Source organism: Devosia sp. FJ2-5-3 (assembly GCF_029201545.1).
Classification (GTDB): domain Bacteria; phylum Pseudomonadota; class Alphaproteobacteria; order Rhizobiales; family Devosiaceae; genus Devosia.
Genome location: NZ_CP104007.1, coordinates 814579 through 837960, shown reverse-complemented (window position 1 = coordinate 837960; position 23382 = coordinate 814579). Strand labels below are relative to the sequence as shown.

At 61.7% G+C, this 23382-nt stretch carries 24 protein-coding genes; 14 read left to right on the top strand and 10 right to left on the bottom strand.

Annotated features, from left to right (window positions below):
- Positions 1-18: 18 nt before the first annotated feature.
- From N0P34_RS04155 to N0P34_RS04120, 8 genes are all read right to left on the bottom strand, one after another.
- Positions 19-408: an ester cyclase gene (locus N0P34_RS04155; RefSeq protein ID WP_275605751.1), complete on the bottom strand. Its 390-nt coding sequence runs from the start codon at positions 406-408 to the stop codon at positions 19-21.
- A 64-nt stretch (positions 409-472) separates the two neighbouring features.
- Positions 473-1000 carry a MarR family transcriptional regulator gene (locus N0P34_RS04150; protein WP_275605750.1) on the bottom strand — a complete coding sequence of 176 codons (528 nt, stop codon included), beginning with the start codon at positions 998-1000 and terminating at the stop codon, positions 473-475.
- A gap of 9 nt (positions 1001-1009) precedes the next feature.
- Positions 1010-1696 carry an NAD(P)H-dependent oxidoreductase gene (locus N0P34_RS04145; RefSeq protein WP_275605749.1) on the bottom strand — a complete coding sequence of 229 codons (687 nt, stop codon included), beginning with the start codon at positions 1694-1696 and terminating at the stop codon, positions 1010-1012.
- Between the two features lie 166 nt (positions 1697-1862).
- Entirely contained in the window at positions 1863-2699 is an 837-nt protein-coding gene (locus N0P34_RS04140) for an ABC transporter ATP-binding protein (RefSeq protein WP_275605748.1), read from the bottom strand.
- Complete coding sequence (locus N0P34_RS04135) at positions 2696-3718, bottom strand: ABC transporter ATP-binding protein (protein WP_275605747.1); 1023 nt, start codon at positions 3716-3718, stop codon at positions 2696-2698. Before N0P34_RS04135 ends, N0P34_RS04140 begins: the two co-directional genes overlap by 4 nt.
- Positions 3719-3720: 2 nt before the next feature.
- Positions 3721-4578, bottom strand: coding sequence for an ABC transporter permease (locus N0P34_RS04130; RefSeq protein WP_275605746.1), 858 nt, complete (start codon positions 4576-4578; stop codon positions 3721-3723).
- Between the two features lie 2 nt (positions 4579-4580).
- The gene (locus tag N0P34_RS04125) at positions 4581-5585 is read right to left on the bottom strand and encodes an ABC transporter permease (RefSeq protein ID WP_275605745.1); all 1005 of its coding nucleotides are present in this window, start codon (positions 5583-5585) and stop codon (positions 4581-4583) included.
- A 64-nt stretch (positions 5586-5649) separates the two neighbouring features.
- Positions 5650-7557: an ABC transporter substrate-binding protein gene (locus N0P34_RS04120; protein WP_275605744.1), complete on the bottom strand. Its 1908-nt coding sequence runs from the start codon at positions 7555-7557 to the stop codon at positions 5650-5652.
- 331 nt (positions 7558-7888) lie between these two features.
- Between N0P34_RS04120 and N0P34_RS04115 the strand changes: the two genes are divergently transcribed.
- Positions 7889-9490 carry a beta-xylosidase gene (locus N0P34_RS04115; protein ID WP_275605743.1) on the top strand — a complete coding sequence of 534 codons (1602 nt, stop codon included), beginning with the start codon at positions 7889-7891 and terminating at the stop codon, positions 9488-9490.
- Between the two features lie 98 nt (positions 9491-9588).
- Here the strand turns inward: N0P34_RS04115 and N0P34_RS04110 are convergent, their stop codons facing one another.
- Together N0P34_RS04110 and N0P34_RS04105 are read right to left on the bottom strand one after the other, a co-directional pair.
- On the bottom strand, positions 9589-10245 hold the full coding sequence (locus N0P34_RS04110; RefSeq protein ID WP_275605742.1) for a GntR family transcriptional regulator: 657 nt from the start codon (positions 10243-10245) through the stop codon (positions 9589-9591).
- Between the two features lie 35 nt (positions 10246-10280).
- Complete coding sequence (locus tag N0P34_RS04105; protein WP_275605741.1) at positions 10281-11282, bottom strand: Gfo/Idh/MocA family oxidoreductase; 1002 nt, start codon at positions 11280-11282, stop codon at positions 10281-10283.
- Positions 11283-11487: 205 nt separating this feature from the next.
- Here N0P34_RS04105 and N0P34_RS04100 point away from each other — a divergent pair, with 205 nt between their 5' ends.
- From N0P34_RS04100 to N0P34_RS04040, 13 genes are all read left to right on the top strand, one after another.
- The gene (locus N0P34_RS04100; protein WP_275605740.1) at positions 11488-13185 is read left to right on the top strand and encodes an IlvD/Edd family dehydratase; all 1698 of its coding nucleotides are present in this window, start codon (positions 11488-11490) and stop codon (positions 13183-13185) included.
- Complete coding sequence (locus N0P34_RS04095) at positions 13178-14038, top strand: amidohydrolase family protein (RefSeq protein ID WP_275605739.1); 861 nt, start codon at positions 13178-13180, stop codon at positions 14036-14038. Before N0P34_RS04100 ends, N0P34_RS04095 begins: the two co-directional genes overlap by 8 nt.
- A gap of 139 nt (positions 14039-14177) precedes the next feature.
- Entirely contained in the window at positions 14178-15392 is a 1215-nt protein-coding gene (locus N0P34_RS04090) for a pyridoxal phosphate-dependent aminotransferase (protein WP_275605738.1), read from the top strand.
- 4 nt (positions 15393-15396) lie between these two features.
- Complete coding sequence (locus N0P34_RS04085; RefSeq protein WP_275605737.1) at positions 15397-15834, top strand: RidA family protein; 438 nt, start codon at positions 15397-15399, stop codon at positions 15832-15834.
- Positions 15835-15915: 81 nt separating this feature from the next.
- Entirely contained in the window at positions 15916-16980 is a 1065-nt protein-coding gene (gene cheB, locus N0P34_RS04080) for a chemotaxis-specific protein-glutamate methyltransferase CheB (protein WP_275605736.1), read from the top strand.
- A gap of 11 nt (positions 16981-16991) precedes the next feature.
- Positions 16992-17609, top strand: a complete 618-nt coding sequence (locus tag N0P34_RS04075; protein ID WP_275605735.1) for a HEAT repeat domain-containing protein — start codon at positions 16992-16994, stop codon at positions 17607-17609.
- Positions 17599-18447: a protein-glutamate O-methyltransferase CheR gene (locus N0P34_RS04070; protein WP_275605734.1), complete on the top strand. Its 849-nt coding sequence runs from the start codon at positions 17599-17601 to the stop codon at positions 18445-18447. Before N0P34_RS04075 ends, N0P34_RS04070 begins: the two co-directional genes overlap by 11 nt.
- Complete coding sequence (locus tag N0P34_RS04065; RefSeq protein WP_275605733.1) at positions 18444-18815, top strand: response regulator; 372 nt, start codon at positions 18444-18446, stop codon at positions 18813-18815. Before N0P34_RS04070 ends, N0P34_RS04065 begins: the two co-directional genes overlap by 4 nt.
- Positions 18812-21250: a chemotaxis protein CheA gene (locus N0P34_RS04060; RefSeq protein WP_275605732.1), complete on the top strand. Its 2439-nt coding sequence runs from the start codon at positions 18812-18814 to the stop codon at positions 21248-21250. Before N0P34_RS04065 ends, N0P34_RS04060 begins: the two co-directional genes overlap by 4 nt.
- Positions 21251-21266: 16 nt before the next feature.
- Positions 21267-21449 carry a chemotaxis protein CheW gene (locus N0P34_RS04055; protein WP_275605731.1) on the top strand — a complete coding sequence of 61 codons (183 nt, stop codon included), beginning with the start codon at positions 21267-21269 and terminating at the stop codon, positions 21447-21449.
- A complete protein-coding gene (locus N0P34_RS04050) occupies positions 21449-21685 on the top strand; it encodes a hypothetical protein (RefSeq protein WP_275605730.1) in 237 nt (78 codons plus the stop codon). The genes N0P34_RS04055 and N0P34_RS04050 overlap by 1 nt, the downstream gene beginning before the upstream one ends.
- 17 nt (positions 21686-21702) lie before the next feature.
- A complete protein-coding gene (locus N0P34_RS04045) occupies positions 21703-22077 on the top strand; it encodes a response regulator (RefSeq protein WP_275605729.1) in 375 nt (124 codons plus the stop codon).
- 149 nt (positions 22078-22226) lie between these two features.
- Complete coding sequence (locus N0P34_RS04040) at positions 22227-23378, top strand: methyl-accepting chemotaxis protein (RefSeq protein ID WP_275605728.1); 1152 nt, start codon at positions 22227-22229, stop codon at positions 23376-23378.
- Positions 23379-23382: the final 4 nt, after the last annotated feature.

Genomic DNA, 23382 nt, shown 5'->3' with positions numbered 1-23382 from the left:
CGCCGGCATTTCGGCCGGCTATCCCAGCTGGGCTTCGATGGCCGCCTTGTCGATCACCGACCACACCTCGCGGATCTTGCCCCCACGGTATGCATAAATGGCATTTTCTGAGAATGAGACTGTGCGCCCATTGACCGGCAGACCAAGGAAGGCGCCTATTGGCGTGACTTCGAACCAGAGCCGCACCGCGACATGGGGCGCATCGACGACGATAATATCGATCTCGAAACGAAGATCAGGGATCTGCTCGAAATCTTGCTCGAGCATTTTCCTGTATCCCGGCAGGCCGAATTGCCGGGCATTATGGCGCACGCCTTCATCGACAAAGCGGCCAAGCCGGTCCCAGTCCTGCCTGTTCAGGCAGTCGATATAGTCGCGGTAAACATCGGCAAGATCTGCTGTCGCCATCGATCCGCCTCCCGGGCAAGAGCCTGTGACGGGCGCATATCGTCTCTACGATCCCGACATCATTTCAGCTATCGGCAGTGATGCCCATCGTTGACTGGCAAATATGCGCCCCTTCATCGGACTCGATGACTTCACCCATCGTCTTGCCTTCAAGCCCGGCTATTTTCATCAGTGACTGGTGAAACTGCGCTGCGTCCTCGCCCCCGAGCCGTCCCAGAATATTGTGCTCGATTTCACCGACTGCCTTGGCGAGCCGCGCGAGGGCCGATGCGCCCTCCGTGGTGAGCGTGATATGGCGGCTGCGCCTGTCATTGGGGTCCGTGGTGCGCCTGACGAGCCCTTCTTTTTCCAGGGCATCGAGCAAATAGGTGAGCGTCGTCTTGTCCAGGTCGAGATGCTCGGCAATCGAAATCTGGCTCTGGCAGGTCTTCTGTTCGACATGGGACATGACCAGGAATGCGCGCGCGCCACCGGGCAGCCCTTCAAGGGCCGCCTCCAATTGGCTCTGATAGTCTTTCAGCAGTGCGGCCAAGGCCCAGCCCAGCCCAACGCCGAAGGACGGTTCGCATGATTTCGTCCGGCTCTTGCTCATGGACGCATTTTAGCGCGCCCCGGCAACCAAGTCGAGAACCGGAACGGCATCGAGACGTTCGGCCATGAACTGGCCGTTGCGATGGGCTGCTTCATGCGCCTTGGCAAGGTTTTCGGCGGCCAGCCCTCGCAATTGTTCCATGGCGGGGGTGACATCGGCCAGCGTCAGTTCACATTCGATGATTTCGACGTCCAGCTGCCAGATATCCTCCAAGACGCGCCGATACCATGCCGTCCCGTGATCCCAGCCATGGCGGGGCGAACCGGGGCCATAACCGCCACCCCGGGCGATGACCAATTGTGCCGGACGCCCGGCAATGGGAGAGGCCCCGCCGGCCGGAAAGCGGGAATCGGCCAGCACGATGTCGACATAGGCCTTAAAATGCTGGGAGACGCCGTAATTGTAGAACGGCAGCGCGAAGATATAGGCGTCGGCGGCAATCAGTTCATCGGCAAGTTCGGCGGCCAGGGCAATGCCTTGCACCTGCTCGGGCGTACGCTGGGCCTCGGGGATATGGGGCCCGAAAATGGCCCCTGCCCACGCCGTCGACGGCAAGGGGGACAGGCCGATATCGCGCTGCGTCAATGACGGGCTGGACAAGCCGGACACCAGCTTCTCCTGAAGGCTGTTCGCAACGGCGCGCGTGACGGACCCAGCCTCCCTTATGCTGGCATCCAGGCGAAAAATCGCGGTCATGATCTAGACTCCATATGATCAGTTATAAAGATCATCTATGAATTAGATGATCTGGAGTCAAGACCAATATTCCGTTGCCGACGAAACGGCGCAGCAAAGCTCCAGCACGCGGTGCCGGTGTGCGGGCGCGACGGACCCATCTTTCCATCGAGGCGACGGGAGTGGCTTAGCCGGCCAGTTTTTCCATGATGATGCGGCGTGCCTCGACCGGGTCGGGCGGGAGCACGGCATTTCGAAGCGCGCGGGAATAGGCCTGCTGCGGGTTGCCGAGAACCGATTTGGCGTCGCCGGCCTCCACCACATCGCCCCGGTGCATGATGATCACACGGTCCGAGATATAGTAGGCCGTCGAGAGATCGTGGGTGATGTAGATGATGGAGACCCCAAGATTGTCCCGGAGGTCGCGGAAGAGGTTGACGATGGACATGCGCAGGGATGCGTCGACCATCGACACCGGCTCGTCGGCAACGATCAGTTTGGGATCGGGGATGAGCGCCCGTGCGACGGCGATGCGCTGCAATTGCCCGCCCGAGAGCTCGTGGGAATAGCGCCCGCGTACTTCGGCGAGGGAAAGACCGACATGCTGGAGGGCCTTGTCGGCGGCGGCTTCGACCTCGGTCTTGGCGGTGAGATTGAGGAAGCGCCGGGCCGTCGAGAACAGGTAATAGTCCAGCGTTGTCAGCGGATTGAAGGCCTCGAAGGGGTTCTGGAAGATCGGCTGGGCTTTTGCCATGAAGGCGAGGCGGGCCTTTCGGCTGCGAATGCCGGCTATGTCCTCGCCCATGAAGCGGAGCGTGCCGCTGGTGGGGATTTCATTGCCGAGGATCATGCGCGCCGTCGTGGTCTTGCCGCTGCCGGACTCCCCGACAATGGTGAAGATCTCCGGCCTGGCAGCATCGAGGGTGAAGCTGACATCCTTGACGGCATGCAGGGTCGAGCGGTCGAAGAAGCCGCCGATGCGATAGTCCTTGTTGACGTGGCTCAGTTCAAGCAGCGGGCTCATGCGACTTCGACCTCTCCGGCGCGCCAGCAGGCGACCCGACCGGAATTGCGGGCCTCAAGTGGCGGATTTTCCACGCGGCATTTATCGATGGCGAGCGGGCACCGCGGATGGAACCGACAGCCGCTCGGGGGCTCGGCAAGATTGGGCGGTTTTCCCGGCAGGGCCTTGCGCTTGCGGGTGTCCCCGATGCGCGGAAGGCTGCTGATGAGGTGCGCCGTATAGGGGTGCTGCGGCCGCTCGAACACATCGATGGTTGGCCCCTCCTCCACCAGCCGCCCGGCATAGACGATGCCGATGCGATCGGCGATGGCGGCATGCACGGTCATGTCGTGGGTCACGAAAATGATCGAAGAGCCCATGCGCTGCTGCAAATCCTTGATCAGCGCGAGCACATCCTGTTGGACCAATACGTCGAGCGCCGTGGTCGGCTCGTCAGCGATGATGAATTCCGGCTCGCAGACCGTGGCCAGCGCAATGGTCAGTCTTTGCCGCATGCCGCCCGAAAGCTGGTGCGGAAATGCCTCGAGCACATGCGGATCGAGCCCGATGCGGTGAAGATGGGCTTCCACCCGCGTGCGGAACGCGGCCTCGGACAGGCCCATATGCTTGAAGGCGAAGTCGTGGAAAGCGTGCTTTACCCGGCGTACCGGATTGAGCACGTTCATGGACCCCTGCATGATGTAGGACAGGTGCTTCCAGCGCGCCGCCTTCATCCTGCCGGGTTCGGCATAGACGTCGAGCGTCTTGCCGCCGAACTCGAATTTGACCGAGCCTTCCACAACGCGCAGCGGCGGGGTGATGGCACCGGCGATGGTCTTGATCAGCGAGGATTTGCCGGAAGAGGATTCCCCGGCAATGCCGTAGATCTCGTTCCGCTTGATGGTCAAGGTCACATCGTCGACCGCCCGAACCTCACGGCGCACGCCGAAATAGTTCATCTGGTAGTAGGCCTTGAGCCCCTCGACGCGCAGCACGTCTTGCACCGCGGCCTCGGTCTTGACCTCCAAAGTTTCGAGCATGATCAGGCTCCCATCCGGCTGAGGCGGCTGCGCGGGTCGATATATTCGTTGACGGAAATGGCGAGGAGAAACAGCCCCAGAAACAGCAGCACCACAGCAATGATCGGGAACGCCATCCACCACCATATGCCTGCAATGATCGCCTGGTGCTGGTTGGCCCAATAGATCATGCCGCCAATGGTCGGCCGGTTGATGTCGGAAAACCCCAGAACCGACAGCGTCACCTCGAGGCCGATGGCCCAGATGAGGTTGTTCATGGCGGTAAAGAAGATCACCGGCATGACATAGGGCAGATGCTGGCGCACCAGAATCTGCGGCACGCTCATCCCCGCAAAGACGGCGTGACGGGTGAATTCGCGGTTGCGCAGGCTCAGCGTCACCGAGCGGATGAGGCGGGCGTCATAATTCCAGCCGAGCAGCGCTGCGGTGAGCGCCAGGATCGGCCAGCTCATCTGGTCGCGCATGACGAAGTAGACGAGGAGCAGGATCGGGATGTTCGGCAGTGCGATCATCGTGTCGTTGATCGTCATCAAGAACTCGTCCCACTTGCCGCCGAGATAACCCGAGAGCATGCCCACCGTGACGGCGAGCAGACGGCTGAGCACGGTGACGGTCAACCCGAACAGCATGGTGTTCCAGATCGCCGAACTCATCTGCCAGAGGACGTCCTGTCCACGAGACGTGGTCCCCAGCCAGTATTCGGCCGAAGGCGGCATGTCGGGCGGGAGGAGGTAGATGGCGGAGTCAGGGAGCGGCGCCCAGAAATGGGCCAGCGCAAACAGGAATATCCCCATCGTCAGGATAAATCCGATGGTGAACTCGATATTGTAGCGCAGCAGGTCACGCAGGATCTTGAACATGGTCAGCCCAGCCTCACGCGCGGATCAATAAGGGGGTAGATGAGGTCGATGATGAAGACGGCCACGGCCACAGCAATGATCGACATGGTGGTGACACCCAGCACCAGCGAATAATCGCCGCGGTAAATGCCCTGGATGAGCAATCGCCCGACCCCGGGATAGTTGAACAGGAACTCGGTGATCACGGCGCCGCCAAAGACATTGCCGAGGCTCAGTGCCAGGCCGGTCAGTTGCGGCAACAGCGCATTGCGCGCCACATATTGAGAAAATATCTTGCCCGAATTGACCCCGCCAAGCTCGGCATAGACCACGTGATCGTCGGTGACGATGTTGGAGACCAGCGAGCGCATGGAGATGAACCAGCTGCCGATGCCCACCAGGACCAGGGTCAGTGCCGGCAACGTGCCATGCACGATGAGCGAGCGGATATAGTCAAAGGTGAAGCCCGGCTGAAGGTTCATCTGCGCCCCACCTGAAATGGGCAGAACCGGCCAGATAAAACCGAAGGTCAGCAACAGAACGAGGCCCACGATATAGGCCGGCACCGGATGCAGCGCCATGATCGCCGCGCCCGAAAGCTTCAGCAGCAGATTTGAGCGGTAATAGCCGGCCAGCGCGCCAAGCAAATTGCCCAGCGACCATGTGATGACCAAGGCCAGTGACAGCAGACCGATGGTCCAGGGCAGCGCCCCCATGATCAGCGACATGACCGGCGTCGGGAAGGCCGACAGCGAGGGACCGAAATCGCCGCGCAGGACGCGTCCCCAGAATGAGAGGTATTGATCGAGCATGGAGCCCTGCAGCCCATAGAGCTGCTCGAGCGCCTCGCGCATCAATTCCACCGAGCGCGGATCGGTTGCGCCAAAACTGGTCATCAGCGCAACCGACTGCTCCACCGGATTGACCGGAGACAGGTTGGTGATGAGGAAGGCCAGCGACACGCCCAGGAAGATCACGAGGAAAAACTGGAAGAGGCGCCGGACGAGATATTTGGCGAAGCCGTCCATCGTATCCGCTCTCGCATAAATGAGTGTCGGTGATGGGCGGGGTCAGACCCCGCCCACCCGGAACTTACTGCGCAGCCGGTGCAGCAGGATTGGATTCCAGCGCAACGATCATGTAGCGCAGGTTCGACCAGTTCGGACCCGAGGCGGCATAGGGGTTTGCCGCGCTTGGGTAACCTGTCCAATAGGTCGTGTCGAAGGGCGCGAACTTGTTGTAGGCCATGAGCGGAATGAACGGCATCTCTTCGACGGCGAGCTTGAGATAGTCCATGCCGAGCTCGGCGACCTTCGGATCATCGAAACCGACCGTCCGGTTTGCTTCGATGATGGTATCGAGACGCTCATCCTGCCAGCGCGTCAGATTGCGCGGTGGCTGCGTTTCACCCTTGGGCTTGATGAAATCCGAGTGGTAGCTCTCAAGGAAGAACGAGAGGTCGGGGTGGCCGCCCCAGGTCTCGACGGTCCAATAGACCGCAGCCTCGAAATCGCCACCGCCAAGACGCTGGCCGTTTGTCGGGCCGGCGACGTCGACCGTGGTCTGGATGCCCTCCATCGACCATTGCTGGGCGATGATGGTACCGGCGCGGGCCAGCGTCGGAATGGCGTCGCCTTCGACCATCAGCTTGATGGTGAACGGGGTGCCATCGGGCTTCATCCACTGATTGCCGTTCTTGGTGAAGCCGGCCTTCTGCAGGAGTTCTGCGGCTGCAGCCAGATCCTGTTTCCACCAGCCATGGCCGAACATGGCCTTGAGCTGTTCCGGATCTGAGGGAATCTGGTCGCCCCATTGCGGACGAACGAGCGCTGCAATCTGCTCGGCCGTGGTCGGGTCGTAGGGCTTTACCTTGCGCGTACCCGTGTCGACTTCGTAATTGGCAAGCCAATCCTGCATCGGCACATAATAATCGGTGATTGCCGAACCCGTGGGCGGGGTAGAAAGAGCAGCCAGATTGGCCGCACCGCGATAGGAACCCATGGCGACGGCGCGAATGTCGATCATCAGCGCCAGAGCCCAGCGGACGTCCTTGTCGGCAAAGGCTTCGACCTGGTGATTGAACAGCACTGAAGGCAGGGTTGGATCCGGATGGGCAAAGGGGAAGCCCGGGAACCAATAGGCCGTGCTGTCGCCGGCATCGCGAGCGATGGTAAACATGCCTTCGGGCGCGATGTCGTTGATGACGTCGAGATTGTGGTTCATCTGCTCGATGACGCGCGCATCGGGGTTACCCGCATTGCGATAGACCACGTATTTGACGTCCGGCTCCTTGGTCAGGCCCATGCCGATCGAGGTCCGCTGCCAGTCGTCGCGCAGCTTCCAGATCGCCCAATTGCCGGCCGAGTCATAGCTGTGAAGCACATAGGCAGACAGCGAAATCGGCGGATTGAAAGGATCCTTGAGCGGGTCTTCGACCTTTTCGAACACATGCTTGGGCATGATCCAGGCCGCATTCCAGCGCACCGTGAAGAGCGTGTGGAAACGCGAGTTCGGCGATTTGAGGTTGAACACCACCGTATTGCGGTCGGGCACCTCGACATTGTCGACGTTGACGGTGAAGGGCGCGCTCCAGCCCATCCCGGGATTGGCCATCTGGGTGTCGACGGTGAACTTGACGTCGTCGGCGGTGAACTCGACGCCATCGCTCCAGAAGATACCTTCCTTGAGCGTCACGGTCATCTGGGTGAAGTCGTCGTTATAAACCGGCTTGTCCGCAGCCAGGGCGTTGGTCCAGGCCGCGTCACCCGTGCCTTCCGGATTGATCCACCAGAGCGTATCGGCCGAGAGCTGCTGGTTGCCATTGACCGAAGCGCCACCACCGGGCGCCCACAGATTGAACCATTCGGCGTTCTGCGCCGCCGGCCCCTGGACAATCAGAGCCTCGTTGCGGGGAATGCCCGCGATGAAATCCTGGGCGACAGCCGGCACCGCCATGGCGGCGATGGCTAAAGCGGCTGCGGCCAGTTTTTTGAACAGCATGGTCTTTCCTCCTCATGCCCGCAAAAGCGGACAGCGACCTTGCCGAGCTTTGCGCCCGGCTTTGTCGCCTCCTCAGTTTCTGACAGCGCCGCGTTTCCCCCCTCGGCAGCTTCTGTACACGGTCTTTATCGACAATTTTGCAGGAAAGGGCAACAGGATTATCGACAAAGCGACAGGGTCATTCGGAGTTTTATCAGGATTTCTCGGATAGACCTCCGCAATATCACCCCCTATTATTGACAAGATGACCAGTTGAGGTAGGCTGGTATCGACGATCGCAGCGATCTGCCTGCGTTCGCTTCCATGCATAAAATGAGGGTGGAGAGTATAGATGACAGCGACTTATGACGTCCGCATCGACGTCGACGCGAGCGCCAGCCGAGGAGCATACAGGCCATTGTGGAACTGGTTCGGCTATGATGAGCCGAACTATACCTACACGGCCAATGGCAAGAAGCTGCTCAAGGAACTGACTGAGCTTAGCCCGGAGCCGCCCCGCATCCGAACCCACAATCTCCTGTCCTCCGGCGACGGGAAATACGCCCTCAAATGGGGATCCACCAACGCCTATACCGAGGACGCGAACGGCAATCCGGTCTATGACTGGACTGTCATGGACCAGATTTTCGACGCCTATGTGGAGGCCGGCAATATCCCGCTGGTGCAGGTCGGGTTCACCCCCGAAGCGCTCTCCGACGATCCCGGCCCCTATCGGCACTCCTGGTCGCTCGAGGATCGCTATGCCAGCATCATGACCGGCTGGGCCATGCCGCCGAACGACCTCAAGAAGTGGGGCGACCTCGTCCACGCCTGGGCACGCCATCTCGCAGACCGCTATGGCGAGGAAAAAGTGCTGACCTGGCCCTGGGAAGTCTGGAACGAACCGGACGGCCATTATTGGAAGGGCACGGTCCGCGAATTCTGTGACATGTACGACGTCACCGCCAAGGCGATAAAGTCGGCCCTGCCTGGCACCCGCGTCGGCGGCCCGCACACTTGCGGCGCCTTCAACAACCCGAAAGCCCAGGCATTCCTGCGCGAATTCCTGCAATATGTGGTCGACAACAATTCACCGATCGACTTCATCGCCTTCCACGCCAAGGGCAATCCGGTGATCTGGAAGGACCATGTCCGCATGGGCCTGCACAAGCAGCTGCGCGATATCGAAGCCAATCTCGCCATCGTCAACGAATTCCCCACGCTACGGCACCTGCCGACCGTCATCGGAGAATCGGATCCGGAAGGCTGCGCCGCCTGCTCGGCGCGCGTCCACGCCCAGAATGGATATCGCAACGGACCGCTTTACGGTGCCTATGTCGTCGAGAGCATGATCCGCACCTATGAGCTGAGCCAGCGCGCCGGGATCGAGATCGAAGGGGCCGTGACCTGGGCATTCCTGTTTGAAGACCAGCCCTGGTATGACGGCTTCCGCGATCTGGCGACCAATGGCGTCGACAAGGCAGTGCTCAATGGCTTCCGCATGCTCGGCAAGCTCAAGGGCGAGTGGATCGAGGCAAAGTCCGACCACGCCGTCGACATAGAGACCATCATGGAACACGGCGTGCGCGAACAGCCGGACGTCAATGCCGTGGCCACGCGCGACGACACCGGCGTTTCCATCCTCGTCTGGAATTACCATGACGACGATGTGGACGAGGGCGCCGCCAATGTCACCATCGCCCTCAAGAACCTGACCCCGGGCAAGCACAAGCTGACCCATTTCCGCATGGACAAGGATCACTCCAATTCCTACGGCGTGTGGCAGGCCATGGGCTCACCGCAGACCATTTCCGCAGATGACTTCAAGACGCTTGAAGCGTCGGGCCAACTCGCCGTTCTTGAAACCGGCACTGCAGACGCCAGCGATGGCGCAGTCACCCTGACCACCAACCTCCCCCGTCAGGGTATCTCCCTCCTGCGCATCGACTATTGATGCGCCTGCACCTCGCCGACCCTCCCTCGGCGGGGTGCTTCACACTCGGGGGGGGGGGGGCCGACCTCACGGCACTCTGCGCGCTTTACGCGCGAGCGCTATCCCTCGACCAGGTCGATATAACGACGCTTCGAAGGCTGCAGATGGTCGACGCAGAGCTGGGACAGGAGCCAATTGTCGCGTCCGCTCAGCATGTCGATCATCAGCTTGTGCTGGCTGTGGGCGATATCGAGCGCCGTCCTGTCGGCCATGGAATTGGCGCGCACCGGCAGGCTGTAGCGCATATAGAGCTCGATGGTCTGGACCAGATATTTGTTGCCGCAAGCACCGAAAAACTTGAGGTGAAAACGGTCATTGGTGTCGTGCACACCGCGCAGGTAACCGTTTTCGATATGCTCGCCGTGCTCCCTATGGATTTCGAGCAATTCGACAATCAACGCCCGCGGCGCCGGGAGCGGGATCAAGAGCGCCGCCTGGCGTTGCACCAGTTCGCGCACGGCATAGATCTGGCGCACCTCATCAGGCGTGAGGGAACGAACCGTTGCCCCCTTGTTGCGCTCGCGCACGACGATACCGACCTGCTCGAGCTGCACCAGCGCCTGACGCACAAAGTGCCGCGTCACGGGAAAACGCGACAACAGCGAATCCTCGGTCAACCGCGCGCCCGGCGCGAGACGGCCAAAGATTATGTCCTCTTCCAGCGCCCGAGCGATGGCCTCGTGATCGAGGTCGGGGTCTTCAATGTTGTCGGCCATGACAATGCCTCGCGCGCGTCCTGCCCCCACCTTTATCAGAAACTTCCTGACGGGTTAAATCCGCTCAGCTGATAGGCCGCCTCGACAAGGCGCAAAGTTTCGAGATTGTCCGGCGCACTGGTTTCGAACCGCGCCCCATCCCGAAGACACGAAACGAAGTGGGCGATCGCCCCATCATAGGCCGCCTGATAGCTGGCGCCGGGATCAAAGCTCATTTCCCGCGGGTGATCCCCAAAGAGCCGCAAGGTGGAGTCATCGAGATGGACAGTGCCTTTCGAGCCGAAAATCCACAACTGGTCCATGGGCGCGGCCGGGGCGCCGTGCACGCCAAGATTGCCCGACACGGCGAGCGGCACGCCATCGTCGCGCCGGACAAGGCTCAATATGGCGCTGTCCTCGCCGACGATCTCCTCATTGCTCCGCCCAAGCCTTGCCGATCGAAGGTCGAATTCGCCAAAGAGCGAGCGTAGCGTGTCAAGGTGGTGGATCAGAACCTCCATCACCAGAAGCCGCCGCTCGCTGCGGAAGAAGGGCTGGCGCACGATGGCCGGCCGAAGCCCATCTGCCCCCGGGATCATGCCGCTCGAGTGGAAATCCAGACGGATGGAAACGACCTCCCCGACAACCCCCTCGTCGAGCCAACGCTTCAATTCACGATAATAAGGGCGGAAGCGCCAGTTTTCGTGGACCATGAGAGGCACCGCATCGCCAATCTCGGCGACCAATGTCTCGGCCTCAAAAAGATCGACGCCCAACGGCTTCTGACACAGCATGGCAAGCCCCCGCGCAGCGCCTTGTCGGACATTGGCGGCATGCAGCCGCCGGGGCGTCGCAATGTCGAGCGCGTCGATCTCGATGTTTTCGAGCATGTCCTTAAGGCTCGGATAGCGCCCCGTAATGCCGAAGGCGTTGGCGCGCGACCCGAGGGCAATGGGGTCGGGATCACAGATCGCGACCACTTCAGCACCGTCGACATTGGCCCAAGCCGGAAGGTGATATTGGGTGACCCAGCCCGCACCAACCAAACCAACCCGCATGACTACCGCCTCTTATCAATAATTTGGAGCATCCCCTCGAACCATATCGGAGAGACGCCGATCATCATCCATCAGAGTTTATGCGCATTTCGGGCTTTCGCACAACTGCCAACGGACAAAGAGCATCTCGCATTATTGACAATAATCGAAATGACTGTAGGAATGTCGGCCTAGGCCGCACAGCTTCGCGGCGAGGAGGGAAATGGTGACGCGTGGGCTTCGCAGACGATTGACGAGCTATGGCGACCAGGACTTTTCGCTGTTCCTGCGCAAGGCTTTCATCAAGGCAATGGGTTATTCCGACGACGCGCTGGATCGGCCGATCGTGGGCATTGCCAACACCTATTCAGACTACAATCCCTGTCATGGCAACGTGCCGCAACTGATCGAGGCGGCCAAGCGCGGCGTCATGCTGGCGGGCGGCATGCCCATGGTGTTTCCCACCATGTCCATCCATGAAAGCTTCGCTTCGCCCACCTCGATGTTCCTGCGCAATCTGATGGCCATGGAAACCGAAGAAATGGTGCGCGCGCAGCCCATGGATTCGGTGATCCTGATCGGGGGCTGCGACAAGACCATCCCCGCGCAGGTGATGGCTGCGGCATCGAGCGAAGTACCGGCGATTGTGCTGCCGACCGGCCCCATGGACACCGGCAACCACCGCGGGGAGCGCCTTGGCGCCTGCACCGACTGTCGTCGCCTCTGGGCCCAGTTCCGCGCCGATGCCATCGGCGACGCCGAAATCGCCGAGATCAATGGCCGCCTCGCAAGCTCCGTCGGCACCTGCACCGTCATGGGCACCGCATCGACCATGGCAGCCCTGGTCGAAGCCATGGGGCTGGCGCTCCCCATGGCCGGCTCCGCCCCCGCCACCTCCTCCGAGCGGTTCCGCCTCGCCGAGGAAACCGGCCGCGCCGCGGTGGCCATGACCGAAACCGGACTGACCACCGCCGAAGTCCTGACGCCTGCCTCCCTGCGCAATGGCCTCATCACCCTGCAGGCCCTAGGCGGCTCCACCAATGCCGTCGTGCATCTTGCTGCCATCTATGGCCGGCTCGGCCGGAAGCTCGACATGGGCGAGTTGGACACCATTGGCCGCCAGGTACCCGTGCTGGTCGATCTCAAGCCGACGGGCAGCGGCTATATGGGCGAGTTCCACGCAGCCGGCGGCGTGCCACGGCTGCTTTCGGAGCTAACCGACCTTTTGGACCTCAGCGCTCCACGCGCTTTTGGTGGCACGATCGGAGATGCACTGGACGGCCTCTCCACGCGCCACGAAGAACAGATCATTCGCCCCCGCGGCAGGCCGATCTCTGCCGGAGGCGGCATTGCCGTACTCTCGGGCAATCTCGCCCCGCGCGGCGCCGTCATCAAGCATGCAGCGGCCGATCCGGCGCTGCAGGTCCATGAAGGGCGCGCCGTCGTGTTCGATTCGGTGAAGGACATGACCGAGCGCCTCGAAGATCCCGACTTGGAAATTGCCGCGGACGACGTGCTGGTGCTGCGCAATGCAGGCCCCAAAGGCGCGCCCGGCATGCCCGAGGCCGGCTATATCCCCATTCCGCGCCATCTTGCGCGTCAGGGCGTCAAGGACATGGTGCGGATATCGGACGCCCGCATGAGCGGCACGGCCTATGGCACGATCGTGCTTCATATTACGCCGGAATCGGCCGATGGCGGCCCACTCGCCATTGTAAGGACCGGCGACCGGATCCGCCTCGACGTGCCGGCACGAAGCCTTGAGCTTCTGGTCGGGCCGGAGGAATTTGCCGCTCGAATGACCACCCTGCGCCCCGCACCACCCCCACCTGAGCGCGGCTACGCCCGGCTCTATGACCAGCACGTGACGCAGGCGGATGACGGACTGGATTTCGATTTCCTGATGGCCGCGAGCGATGACTGATCCGGACGAGGCTCCCCTTTGCCTGCCGCCCCGCCCTTTGCGCAATGCGACGGGCCTCAGACTTCCAATCGGCACCTGCGACACGCATTTCCATGTGTTCGCCGCTGACGCACCACTCGCCTCGCCGCGCAGCTATACGCCGCGCATGGAGGAGATTGATGGCTGGCTGGCGCTGTCGGAGAGTTTTGGCATTGCCACGGGCGTACTGGTTCAGCCGAGCGTCTATGGCCTCGACAACAGCGTTCTGCTCGATGCGCTGGCGCGCCATGGAGAGCGGCTCCGGGGCATCGTGGTCATTTCACCACAAACCAGCGACGCGAAATTGCGGCAAATGGACGAACTTGGCGTCCGCGGCATTCGCATCAATTTGCGGAACAGGTCGGGCGTGGGATTTGATGCCCTCGCCAATCTGGCCCCGCGTATTCGGGCCCTCGGCTGGCATGTGCAATTCCAGGTTGGGCCCGAGGCCATAGACCAGGTCGCCGAACTGACAGAACGCCACGACATCGCCGGGGTCATCGACCACCTCGCCTTCATGCCGCTCGATCCACCCGGCCCGGTGCTGGACGCGCTCGACCGGGCGCTGGACACCGGTCGGGTCTACACCAAGATTTCCGCGCCCTATCGCCTTCGCGACAGCCAGACCTATGACGGCTATCGCCAGGCGGTTGCTGCGCTGTCCGCACATCACCCTGAGCGCCTCCTCTGGGCCAGCGATTGGCCGCATACCGAACTTTTCGGCGCTGTTCCCGAGGAAGACGACCTCGTCGCATTGAGCATTTCGGCCGTGCCGGAAAGGGACCAGTCGGCGATCTTTGCCGGCAATGCGCAGGCACTCTATTTCGCGCATTGATCTGGGGGAGCGGCCCAGCGTGAGGTCCGCTGCAGGCAAGGCGATGACAATTCAGCGAAAAGCCCTTCCGCTGCCGTTGCCAACTGCGTCGGTGAAGGGATACCTGATTTCAAGATTACGCCTATGAGGGAACACGAAGTTGAGCGTCGAAGCGAAGTTCAAGAATCTCGGAATTGACAATGCACCGGGCCAGGAGGTTCGCCAGCAGGCCGCTGACGCATTGAACGCCCTGGTGCGCGGCGACGCATTGCCCGGCGCGCTCGTCGACTTCTCGCACGGCGATGTCGACGCCTTTACGCCCCCTCCGGGATCGTTCGAAGCGTTCACCCTTGCGGTCGAAGCCGGTGGCCAGCAGGCCTATACCGAATATCGCGGTTCGGCCGACATTCGGGCCGAGCTCGCCGTCCATCTCTCCGCCTTCACCGGCGCCGATATTGCGCCTGATCTCGGCGTCATCATCACGCCCGGCACGCAGGGCGCGCTGTTCCTTGCGGTTGCCTCCACGGTTTCGACCGGCGACAAGGTTGCCATCGTCCAGCCGGACTATTTCGCCAACCGCAAGCTGGTGGAATTCTTCGGCGGCGAGATCATGCCGATCCGCATGGATTATCTGGGCTCCGACGAACAGGCGGGTCTTGATCTCGAGCAGCTGCGCGCGGCCTTCGCGGCCGGGGCGCGGACGTTCCTCTTCTCCAATCCGAACAATCCCACCGGGGCTGTCTATTCGGCCGACGAGATTGCTCAAATCGTCGCCCTCGCCAAGGAATATGACGCAACGGTCATCGCCGACCAGCTCTATTCCCGCCTGCGCTACAGCGGCCAATCCTACGCCCATATCTGCGCTAGCGATCTCAGCGAGAACAAGATCCTGACCATCATGGGCCCGTCCAAGACCGAGTCGCTCAGCGGCTACCGGCTGGGCGTGGCTTTCGGCTCGCCCGAGATCATCGCCCGGATGGAAAAGCTGCAGGCGATCGTGTCGCTCCGTGCCCCCGGCTATAACCAGGCGGTGCTGCGCACCTGGTTCAACGAGCCGGAAGGCTGGATCGACGAGCGCATTGCCGCGCACGAGGCCATTCGCGACGATCTGCTGGCCATTTTCCGCGATGCCGGGATGGCGACGCGGACGCCGCAGGCGGGCAGCTATGTGTTCCCGACCCTGCCGAAACTGGCGATCGGCCTCAATGATTTCGTCAAGCTGCTGCGCCAGCAGGCCAATGTGATCGTGACGCCCGGCACCGAATTCGGGCCGCACGAGCACAGCATCCGCCTCAATTACTCCCAGGACCATCAGGCGGCGGTCGCGGCTGCGCACCGCATCGTCGAGATGGCAAAACGCTATAGCGCGGAGTAGCGACATGGCTTCCATCGCGCCCCCGCCCCAAGGGCTCTACCTGCCCGCCAAGCGCCACGGCGATCTGATCTTTGTGTCCGGCATGACGCCACGGCAGGAGGGCGTCCTTATGTTCACGGGCAAGGTCGATGCTGCCAGCGACATGGATCGGCTCCGCGCCGCGACCGAGCTGGCGACACAAAATTCCCTGTCAGCCGCCAGAGCCCAGCTTGAACCGGGCGAGGCCCTGGCCGGCCCGATCAGCCTGACGGTGTATGTGAACGCCGACCCATCCTACACAGCCCATTCCAAGGTCGCGGACTTTGCGTCCGCGCACCTGGCCGGCCAGTTCGAGGGAGACATCCCGAGCCGGGCCGCCATCGGTGTTGCCTCCCTCCCCGGCGATGCGCCGGTTGAGATATCGGCGATTTTCAGCGTGGGGCCATCGGCGCCCCGCAGCTGAAAGGTCCCCGCAAGACCAGCAACCAGACTTGAAGGCGAGCGCAGGACGTCGAGTCCCTGATCGGCGTGGCCGCCTGATAATTTGACCAAGCTTCTTATTGTTGACGATTCCGCGCTCATGCGGCGCCAGCTGACGCAATTGTTTGCCTCAGCTGGCGACTTCGAAATCCTGCAGGCGAGAAATGGCCGGGAGGCGGTGGAACAAAACCGCCTCTTCCAACCGGACGTGGTCACGCTCGATATCAATATGCCCGAGATGGACGGCCTGACCGCCCTCTCCCAGATCATGGTCGAAAGACCCATACCGGTCGTCATGGTTTCCTCGCTCACCGAAAAGGGTGCGCTGGCGACGTTCGAGGCCCTCAGCCTCGGCGCCGTGGATTTCATCGTCAAGCCGGGCGGGACAATCTCGCTCTCCATCGACGAGATCGGGGATGTGCTGATCAGTAAGGTCAGGGCAGCGGCCCGTGCACGCCTGAGGAAGAAACCTTCGGGTGTGCGAAGCCTGATAACCCGGATCGCGGCCGACAAGGACGCCACCGAGGCGCGCCGGAGCACTCGCGCGGCCCCCACGAACGGCGTCGTGGTGATCGGGGTGTCCACGGGCGGACCGCGGACCCTCGATGACATCTTGCCTGCGCTGCCCGCGAGTTTTCCCTGGCCGGTATTGATCGCGCAGCACATGCCTGCCGCTTTCACCAAGGCGTTCGCCGAACGGCTGAACCAGAACTGCCGGCTGCGTGTCGTCGAGGTGAGCTCACCGACCCCTGTCGAGGCAGGAACGGTCTACATCGCCCGAGGGGGCGCCGACATGGTGCTGACGCAGCGCGTCAAGAAGCTGACTTTGGTGCCACAGCCGGAAAACGCACAACATCTCTGGCACCCCTCTGTGGAACTGCTGGGACGATCGGTGCTCGAACATTGCGATCCGGCCAGTGTCATCGGGGTGATGCTGACGGGCATGGGCTCGGACGGCGCCGAGGCCTTCGCCGAGATCAAGCAACGGGGCGGCCGCACAATCGCGGAGTCGGAGGACACTGCGGTGGTTTTCGGCATGCCCAAGGAACTCATCAATCGACGCGGCGCCAGCGTGGTCCTGGCGGCGGACAAAATTGCCGGCCAGCTCAACCACTGGGCAGCACGGTAAAGGAACATTCGATGGCCCTGATCAGAGCCCTACAGAACCCGAGCGAAGAGACATTCGGGCATATTGGCGAGCGCGAAAAGCTGCTCCTCGATCTCGACGACAGCGATCCCGCCAAGCGCCGTTGGGCGGCACGCGACCTTCTCGGCCATGCCGAGGTCTCCGTCCCCCTTCTCGCCCGTCTCAACAGCGAGCAGGATTTGTCGGTGCGTGAAGTCATTCTCACCAGCCTGACCCGGATCGGCGACCAGGACGCGGTGACTGGCCTCGTGGACTGCCTGCGAAGCGAGGACGCGGCGCTGAGGAACGAGGCGATCGAAGCCATGCAGAGCCTCCCCGAGGCCGTCGGGCCGATGATGCAGGGCCTGCTCGCGGACACGAATGCCGACCTTCGGATCTTTGCCGTCAATATCCTTGAATCCCTGCGCCACCCTGACGTCGAAGCCTGGCTGATCGCAGTCATCGAGACGGATCGACACGTCAATGTCTGCGCCACGGCCGTCGATCTCCTGGCCGAGGTCGGTACATCTGCCTCGCGCGCGGCCTTGCTGGGCCTCAAGGCCCGCTTCGCGGACGAGCCCTATATCCAGTTCGCCGCCGATCTGTCGTTGAGGCGTATCGATGCGCACTGACAAGAACGACATCACCGACGACGATTTCCAGAAATTCCGCGAATATTTCTATCGCAAGACCGGGATCGATTTCGACCTCGCCAAGCGCTATTTCGTGGACCGGCGGCTGCTGGAGCGCATCGAGGCGACCAATAGCGGGTCCTTCCGCACCTATTTCAACAAATTGCGTCTTGAGGCATCGGGCCTGGAGCTCCAGCAGCTCACCAATCTGATGACCATCAACGAGACCTATTTTGCGCGCGAGGAATATCAGTTCGAGGCGCTGGTAAATTCGCTTTTGCCCGACCTGATCAAGCGCAAGACCGATACCAAGCCGATCCGCATCTGGTGCATTCCATCATCCTCGGGCGAGGAAGCCTATACGGTCGCCATGTTCCTGCTCGAGCGTTGGCCGGGCATCAACAAATGGGATGTCGAGATCATCTCCTCCGATATCGACACCGGCATTCTCATCAAGGCTCGGGCGGGGCGGTATTCTGCGCGTTCCGTGCATCATCTACCCCGGACCTGGCTGCAGAAATATTTCCGACCCATCAAGGACGAATTCCAGATCAGCGACGAATTGCGCGAAGCGGTGGAATTCACCCGGGTCAATCTCGCGGCCCCTGCAGACACCAGATCCTATCGCAATTTCGACGTGATATTTTGTCGTAACCTACTGATTTATTTTGACGATGTGTCCCGGAAGGCTGCCGCCGAAACGTTCTTCGACGCGCTCAATCCTGGCGGTTTCCTGTGCCTTGGCCACTCTGAATCGATGAGCCGGATCTCCTCGATCTACACCGTGCGCAAGTTCCCCTCCGCCATCGTCTACCAAAAACCCCTGGAGTCGAGATGAAACGCATCCTCGTGATTGACGATGCTGCCACCGTGCGCATGTACCACCGCAATATCCTCGAGGCGGCGGACTATGTGGTTGAGGAGGCCGTCAACGGCATCGAGGCCCTCGAGAAGGCCCTGATCCAGAAGATGGATCTCTACCTGGTCGACATCAACATGCCCAAGCTCGACGGCTATGGGTTCCTCCGGCGCTTGCGCAGCGAGGATATGGAACAGGCCCCTGCCATCATGGTTTCGACGGAGGCGGCGCCCGAAGACCAGCGCCTCGCCTTCCAGTCCGGTGCAAACCTATACCTGATCAAGCCGATCAAGCCGGCCCAATTGCTTTCCCATGTTCGCATGCTGCTCGGCGAGGCTGCACAGTGAACCCGCTTCTCGAGCAATTCCTGTCCGAAACGCGCGACTTCCTGCAGGGGATCGGCGAAAAGCTGATGGAACTGGAGCATGCACCGGGCGATGCCGGGGTGATGGTCGAGCTGTTTCGCCTGGTTCACACCCTCAAGGGCAATAGCGGTCTTTTCGATTTCCCGGAAATGACGCGCGTGCTGCATGCCGGGGAAGACCTCATGGATGCGGTGCGCGAAATGCGCATCCCCTATTCCCAGACGCTGGCCGACAACCTGCTGGACGCAATGGACTTCGTCGGCACACTCTGCGACGAGATCGAGGCAACGGGGCGGATCGGCCCGGCCAGCACGCCGGCTTCGGCAAATCTTGCGGCAGCGTTGCGCGCTTTGACCCTTGCCAGCGCGCAAGCCGTGCCGGCGATGCCGACGGAGCCCTCCCAGGAGGCAGGGTCGTCAAAAGTGCCCGACATGGCCTTGACGGCCGAGCTCGCGGCCCTGCGGGAGGCGGACTTGATGGACGCCTATCGGCAGGCCCTGTCGGGCGCTTCCATCCACTGGCTGACCTACGTGCCAGACGAGCAGTGCTTTTTTCAGGGGGACGATCCCCTCTTCACTATCCGCCAGATCGAGGGGACCGTGTCGGCGCGGATCTCACCGAGGGATCGCTGGCCGGCACTCGAGGAGTTGGACGCCTATCGCTGTGCCCTCAACTTCCAGATCCTGACCACGGCGCCGCTGGCAACCCTCATCGAGCACTTCCGCTACGTACCAGACCAGGTCGATATCGTGGCAGTGGATGCGCTCTCGCTGGTTCAGCCAAGCGGCATAGTCGACGACAATTCCAGTGAAGAAGACTTTGTCGCCGACGCCTTCAAGCTGCTCGACGCCGGCAATTTGACGACCCTGCGACTGGCCGCCCAGACCCTGCTCGGGCTGAAAAATCCGCATCTCTGGACATCCTCGGCGCTCCGCTGGCTGGTCGTGATCCTCGACCTCGAGCCGACAGATCATGCAATTCTGCGCAGCCTGCTGCAGGCAATCGGCAGCCAGTCGATGGACAGTGGCCCCCATACGGGCTCGGTCGAGCGCGAGGCATCGGCCCGGGCCCCGGCGGAGGTCAACACGGAACTTCAAGACGTCATCGCGGCGCAACGATCGATCCTGCTTCTCGACGATCACCCGGCCTGGGAAAAGGGGCGGATCATCGCCGCAGCCGGGGCCCTGGCAAGTTCGAGCCGCGCCGCGGGTGATGCAGAGGGCGCGGCGCGCTACGACCAGGCTCTGGCGCAATGCCTCAAGGCTGGAAATAGCGACGCCTTGCTGGCTGCGATCCCGACGCCAAAGGGCGGAGACACGCCCCGGGCCCCTGAGGTCACGACAAAGGGCGCGACGCCGGCGTCAGACGAGCACCCGCCCGAGCTCCTCGACCTTCCTGAAGGCCAGAAATCGGGGCGCCGCGGTGAGGAGCCAGTCTCCGGTCCGAAGAGCATCAAGGTTGAACAGGCCAAGATCGATTTGCTGATGAACCTGATCGGAGAAATGGTCGTCGCCAAGAACGCCATGCCCTACCTGGCGCAGCGTGCCGAGGACGAATTCGGCGTGCGCGAACTCTCGCGCGAGATCAAGGCGCAGCATGCCGTGATCAACCGCATTGCCGAGGAAATGCAGGGGGCGATCATGCAGGTGCGGATGATGCCTGTGTCGTTTGTGTTCCAGCGTTTCCCCCGCCTGGTCCGGGACATTTCCCGCAAGCTCAGCAAGGACGTTCAACTGCTGCTCGAGGGCGAAGAGACCGAGGCGGACAAGAACATCATCGAGGCACTCGCCGACCCGCTGATCCACATCGTGCGCAATAGCCTCGATCATGGGATCGAAGCGCCCGACGTCCGGCTGGCCGCTGGAAAGCCGGCTCTCGGCACGCTCACCATTCGCGCCCACCAGGAAGGCGACCATGTGGTCATCGAGATCATCGATGACGGCAAGGGCATAGATCCCGCCATCATCAAGCGCAAGGCTTATGAAAAGGGCGTCATCGACGAGGTGGGGCTGGAGCGGATTACCGACAGGGAAGCGGTCAATCTCGTCTTCGCCGCCGGTTTCTCCACCGCGGACGTGGTGTCCGATCTTTCGGGGCGCGGGGTCGGCATGGACGTCGTCCGCACCGCCGTAGAAAAGGTCAATGGCAACATTGTGCTCGACAGCGAAGTCGGCAAGGGAACGCGCATCCGCATCGTTCTGCCCCTCTCCATGGCCATCACCAAGGTGATGATCATCGAATCCGACGCGCAGACTTTCGGCATTCCGATGGAACATGTGCTCGAAACCGTGCGCGTGCCGAGCCACTCCATCCAGACCATCAAGGACAAGCAGGTCATCCTCCTGCGTGGCAGCGTGGTGCCGCTTGCGCCGCTCAACACGTTGCTGGGGATGGGCGTACCGCCCCGCCCCCAATGACGACGGAGAGCTGGCGGTGCTGGTGACACGAATTGCCGGAGAAGCAATCGGCCTCATCGTCGACGACTTCCACGAAAGCATCGATGTCATCCAAAAACCCCTCGGCGGCGTCCTTGGCGCGCTGAGTGTCTATTCCGGCTCGGCGCTCATGGGGAACGGGTCCGTTCTCATGGTGCTCAATGTCAAGGAGATGCTGTGATGCCGATCCAGTACAAGAAGAACCTCGCCACCTTCGTCGACGTGGTGACCGTGGACGAAGCCGAGCCGCTGCTCAACTGGCTTCAGGAGAGGCGCAACGCCAAGGTGAACCTTGCCGATTGCAGCCACATGCATCCAGCCAACCTCCAAGTTCTCATGGCGTCGAAATGCGCGGTCACGGCCTGGCCGTCCGACCGGCCATTCTCCGCCATGCTCAAGGCTGCTCTCGAAAACTAACTGCAAAGGTGCCGCTCGTGGCAAAGTCAATTTTTCTCGTCGACGACTCCCTCACCATGCTGATGAGCGTCAAAGCCACCCTCGAGATGGCCGGGTTCGCCGTGAGCACAGCCAGCGATGGTGAGGACGCGCTAGCCAAACTCAAAACGGCCCCCAAGCCCGATTTGATCATCACTGATATCAACATGCCCAAAATGGGTGGTCTCGAACTGATCAAGAATCTGAGGGGCATGCCGGCTTTCAGGTTCACCCCGATCCTGACCCTGACCACCGAAAGCAATGCCGAAAAGCGCGGTGAAGGCAAGAAGCTGGGCGCCACTGGCTGGCTGGTCAAGCCGATCGCGGGGCCGGACCTCATAAAAGTGGTCAAACAGGTCGTTCCCGGAGCCTGATGATGATCCAAGCAAAACACAGGCAAATGTCGGCATTTCGCAGGGCACAATCCCTCGTCCGCGGCCTCAACCCGTTTGGCGCCGCCACGGCAAGGGCGAGCACGGCAGAGGCCCTTCCGGACGCGGCCGAACCGCACCATGGAGAAGGTGTGGCAATCCCTGCCTCCGCTCATGACACATCCCCTTTCGACGAGAGCCTGAGCGCAGAAGAGAATGCCTTCCGGGTCGACGCGTTGATCGATGTCGACTTATCGGGGGCGGAGAGCCTGGCGGTACTTCGCGAGAACCTGCACCAGATCCATGGCTTCATGCAGTCGTCGTCCGACCTGACGCGCCTCCTCTCGGTTCATCTCGACCAGACGAACCGCACCACCGAGGCGGCGGCCGTGGAGATCATGCAGAGGCTCATTCAGGTCGACGGAGAAACCGCCCAATTGCTGGAAACCCAGCAGCACGGCACTCAACGCGCGGCGACGCTCTACCAGAATGCCGAAGTGCTGCTCAATGAGAGCAAGCGCGATCTGGTCGCCATGGCCGCTTTTCGCATCCAGCGCGAAAAGGATGCCAAAGCGACACGGGACGAAAGCGCGGCCATTTTGGGATTGATCGGGCAGGTCCGCAACCTAAAGACGCTGACCGGAGCCATCCAGAACGTCACCCGATCCACCAATTTGCTGGCGGTGAACGCCGCGATCGAAGCGGCGCGGGCCGGCGAGGCGGGCAAGGGGTTTGCCGTTGTGGCCATCGAAGTGCGCACTCTCTCCGGCCAGATCGCCGCCTTTGCCCAGCGTATCGAAAACAGCATCGACGAGGTGTCGAACTCGGTCAACGCGACCTTTGGAGCCCGGGTCGCTGCCCAACATGACGTGGCCAAATCGCAGTCTACCGACGAAACACGCTGGATCACGACGCTGACGAGCACGATCGAGCAATTATCCGAGGACTTCCAGGGCACGATCAGCGAACTCCACGCCATGACGCGCAACACCTATGCCTCGGTCAGCTCCATCAAGGAGACTATCGTCGGTGTGCTGGGCGAGGCGCAGTTTCAGGATACGACACGCCAGCAGATCGAGCAGGTGCAAAACGGTCTCAGCATGTGGAATGACCGCATTTGCGAGGTGGAGCAAAGGCTCGGCATCGATGTCGACCAACCGTTGGATATTGAACCTTTGGCCCAAATGTTGGAGAAGCTCAGTTCGAGCTACACGATGGCGTCGCAAGTCGATGCCCATGCGGCCATGGTCGGCAGCCAGGAGGCTTCCGAAGCGGATGCTCGGCCTGCAATCGAACTCTTTTAGGATT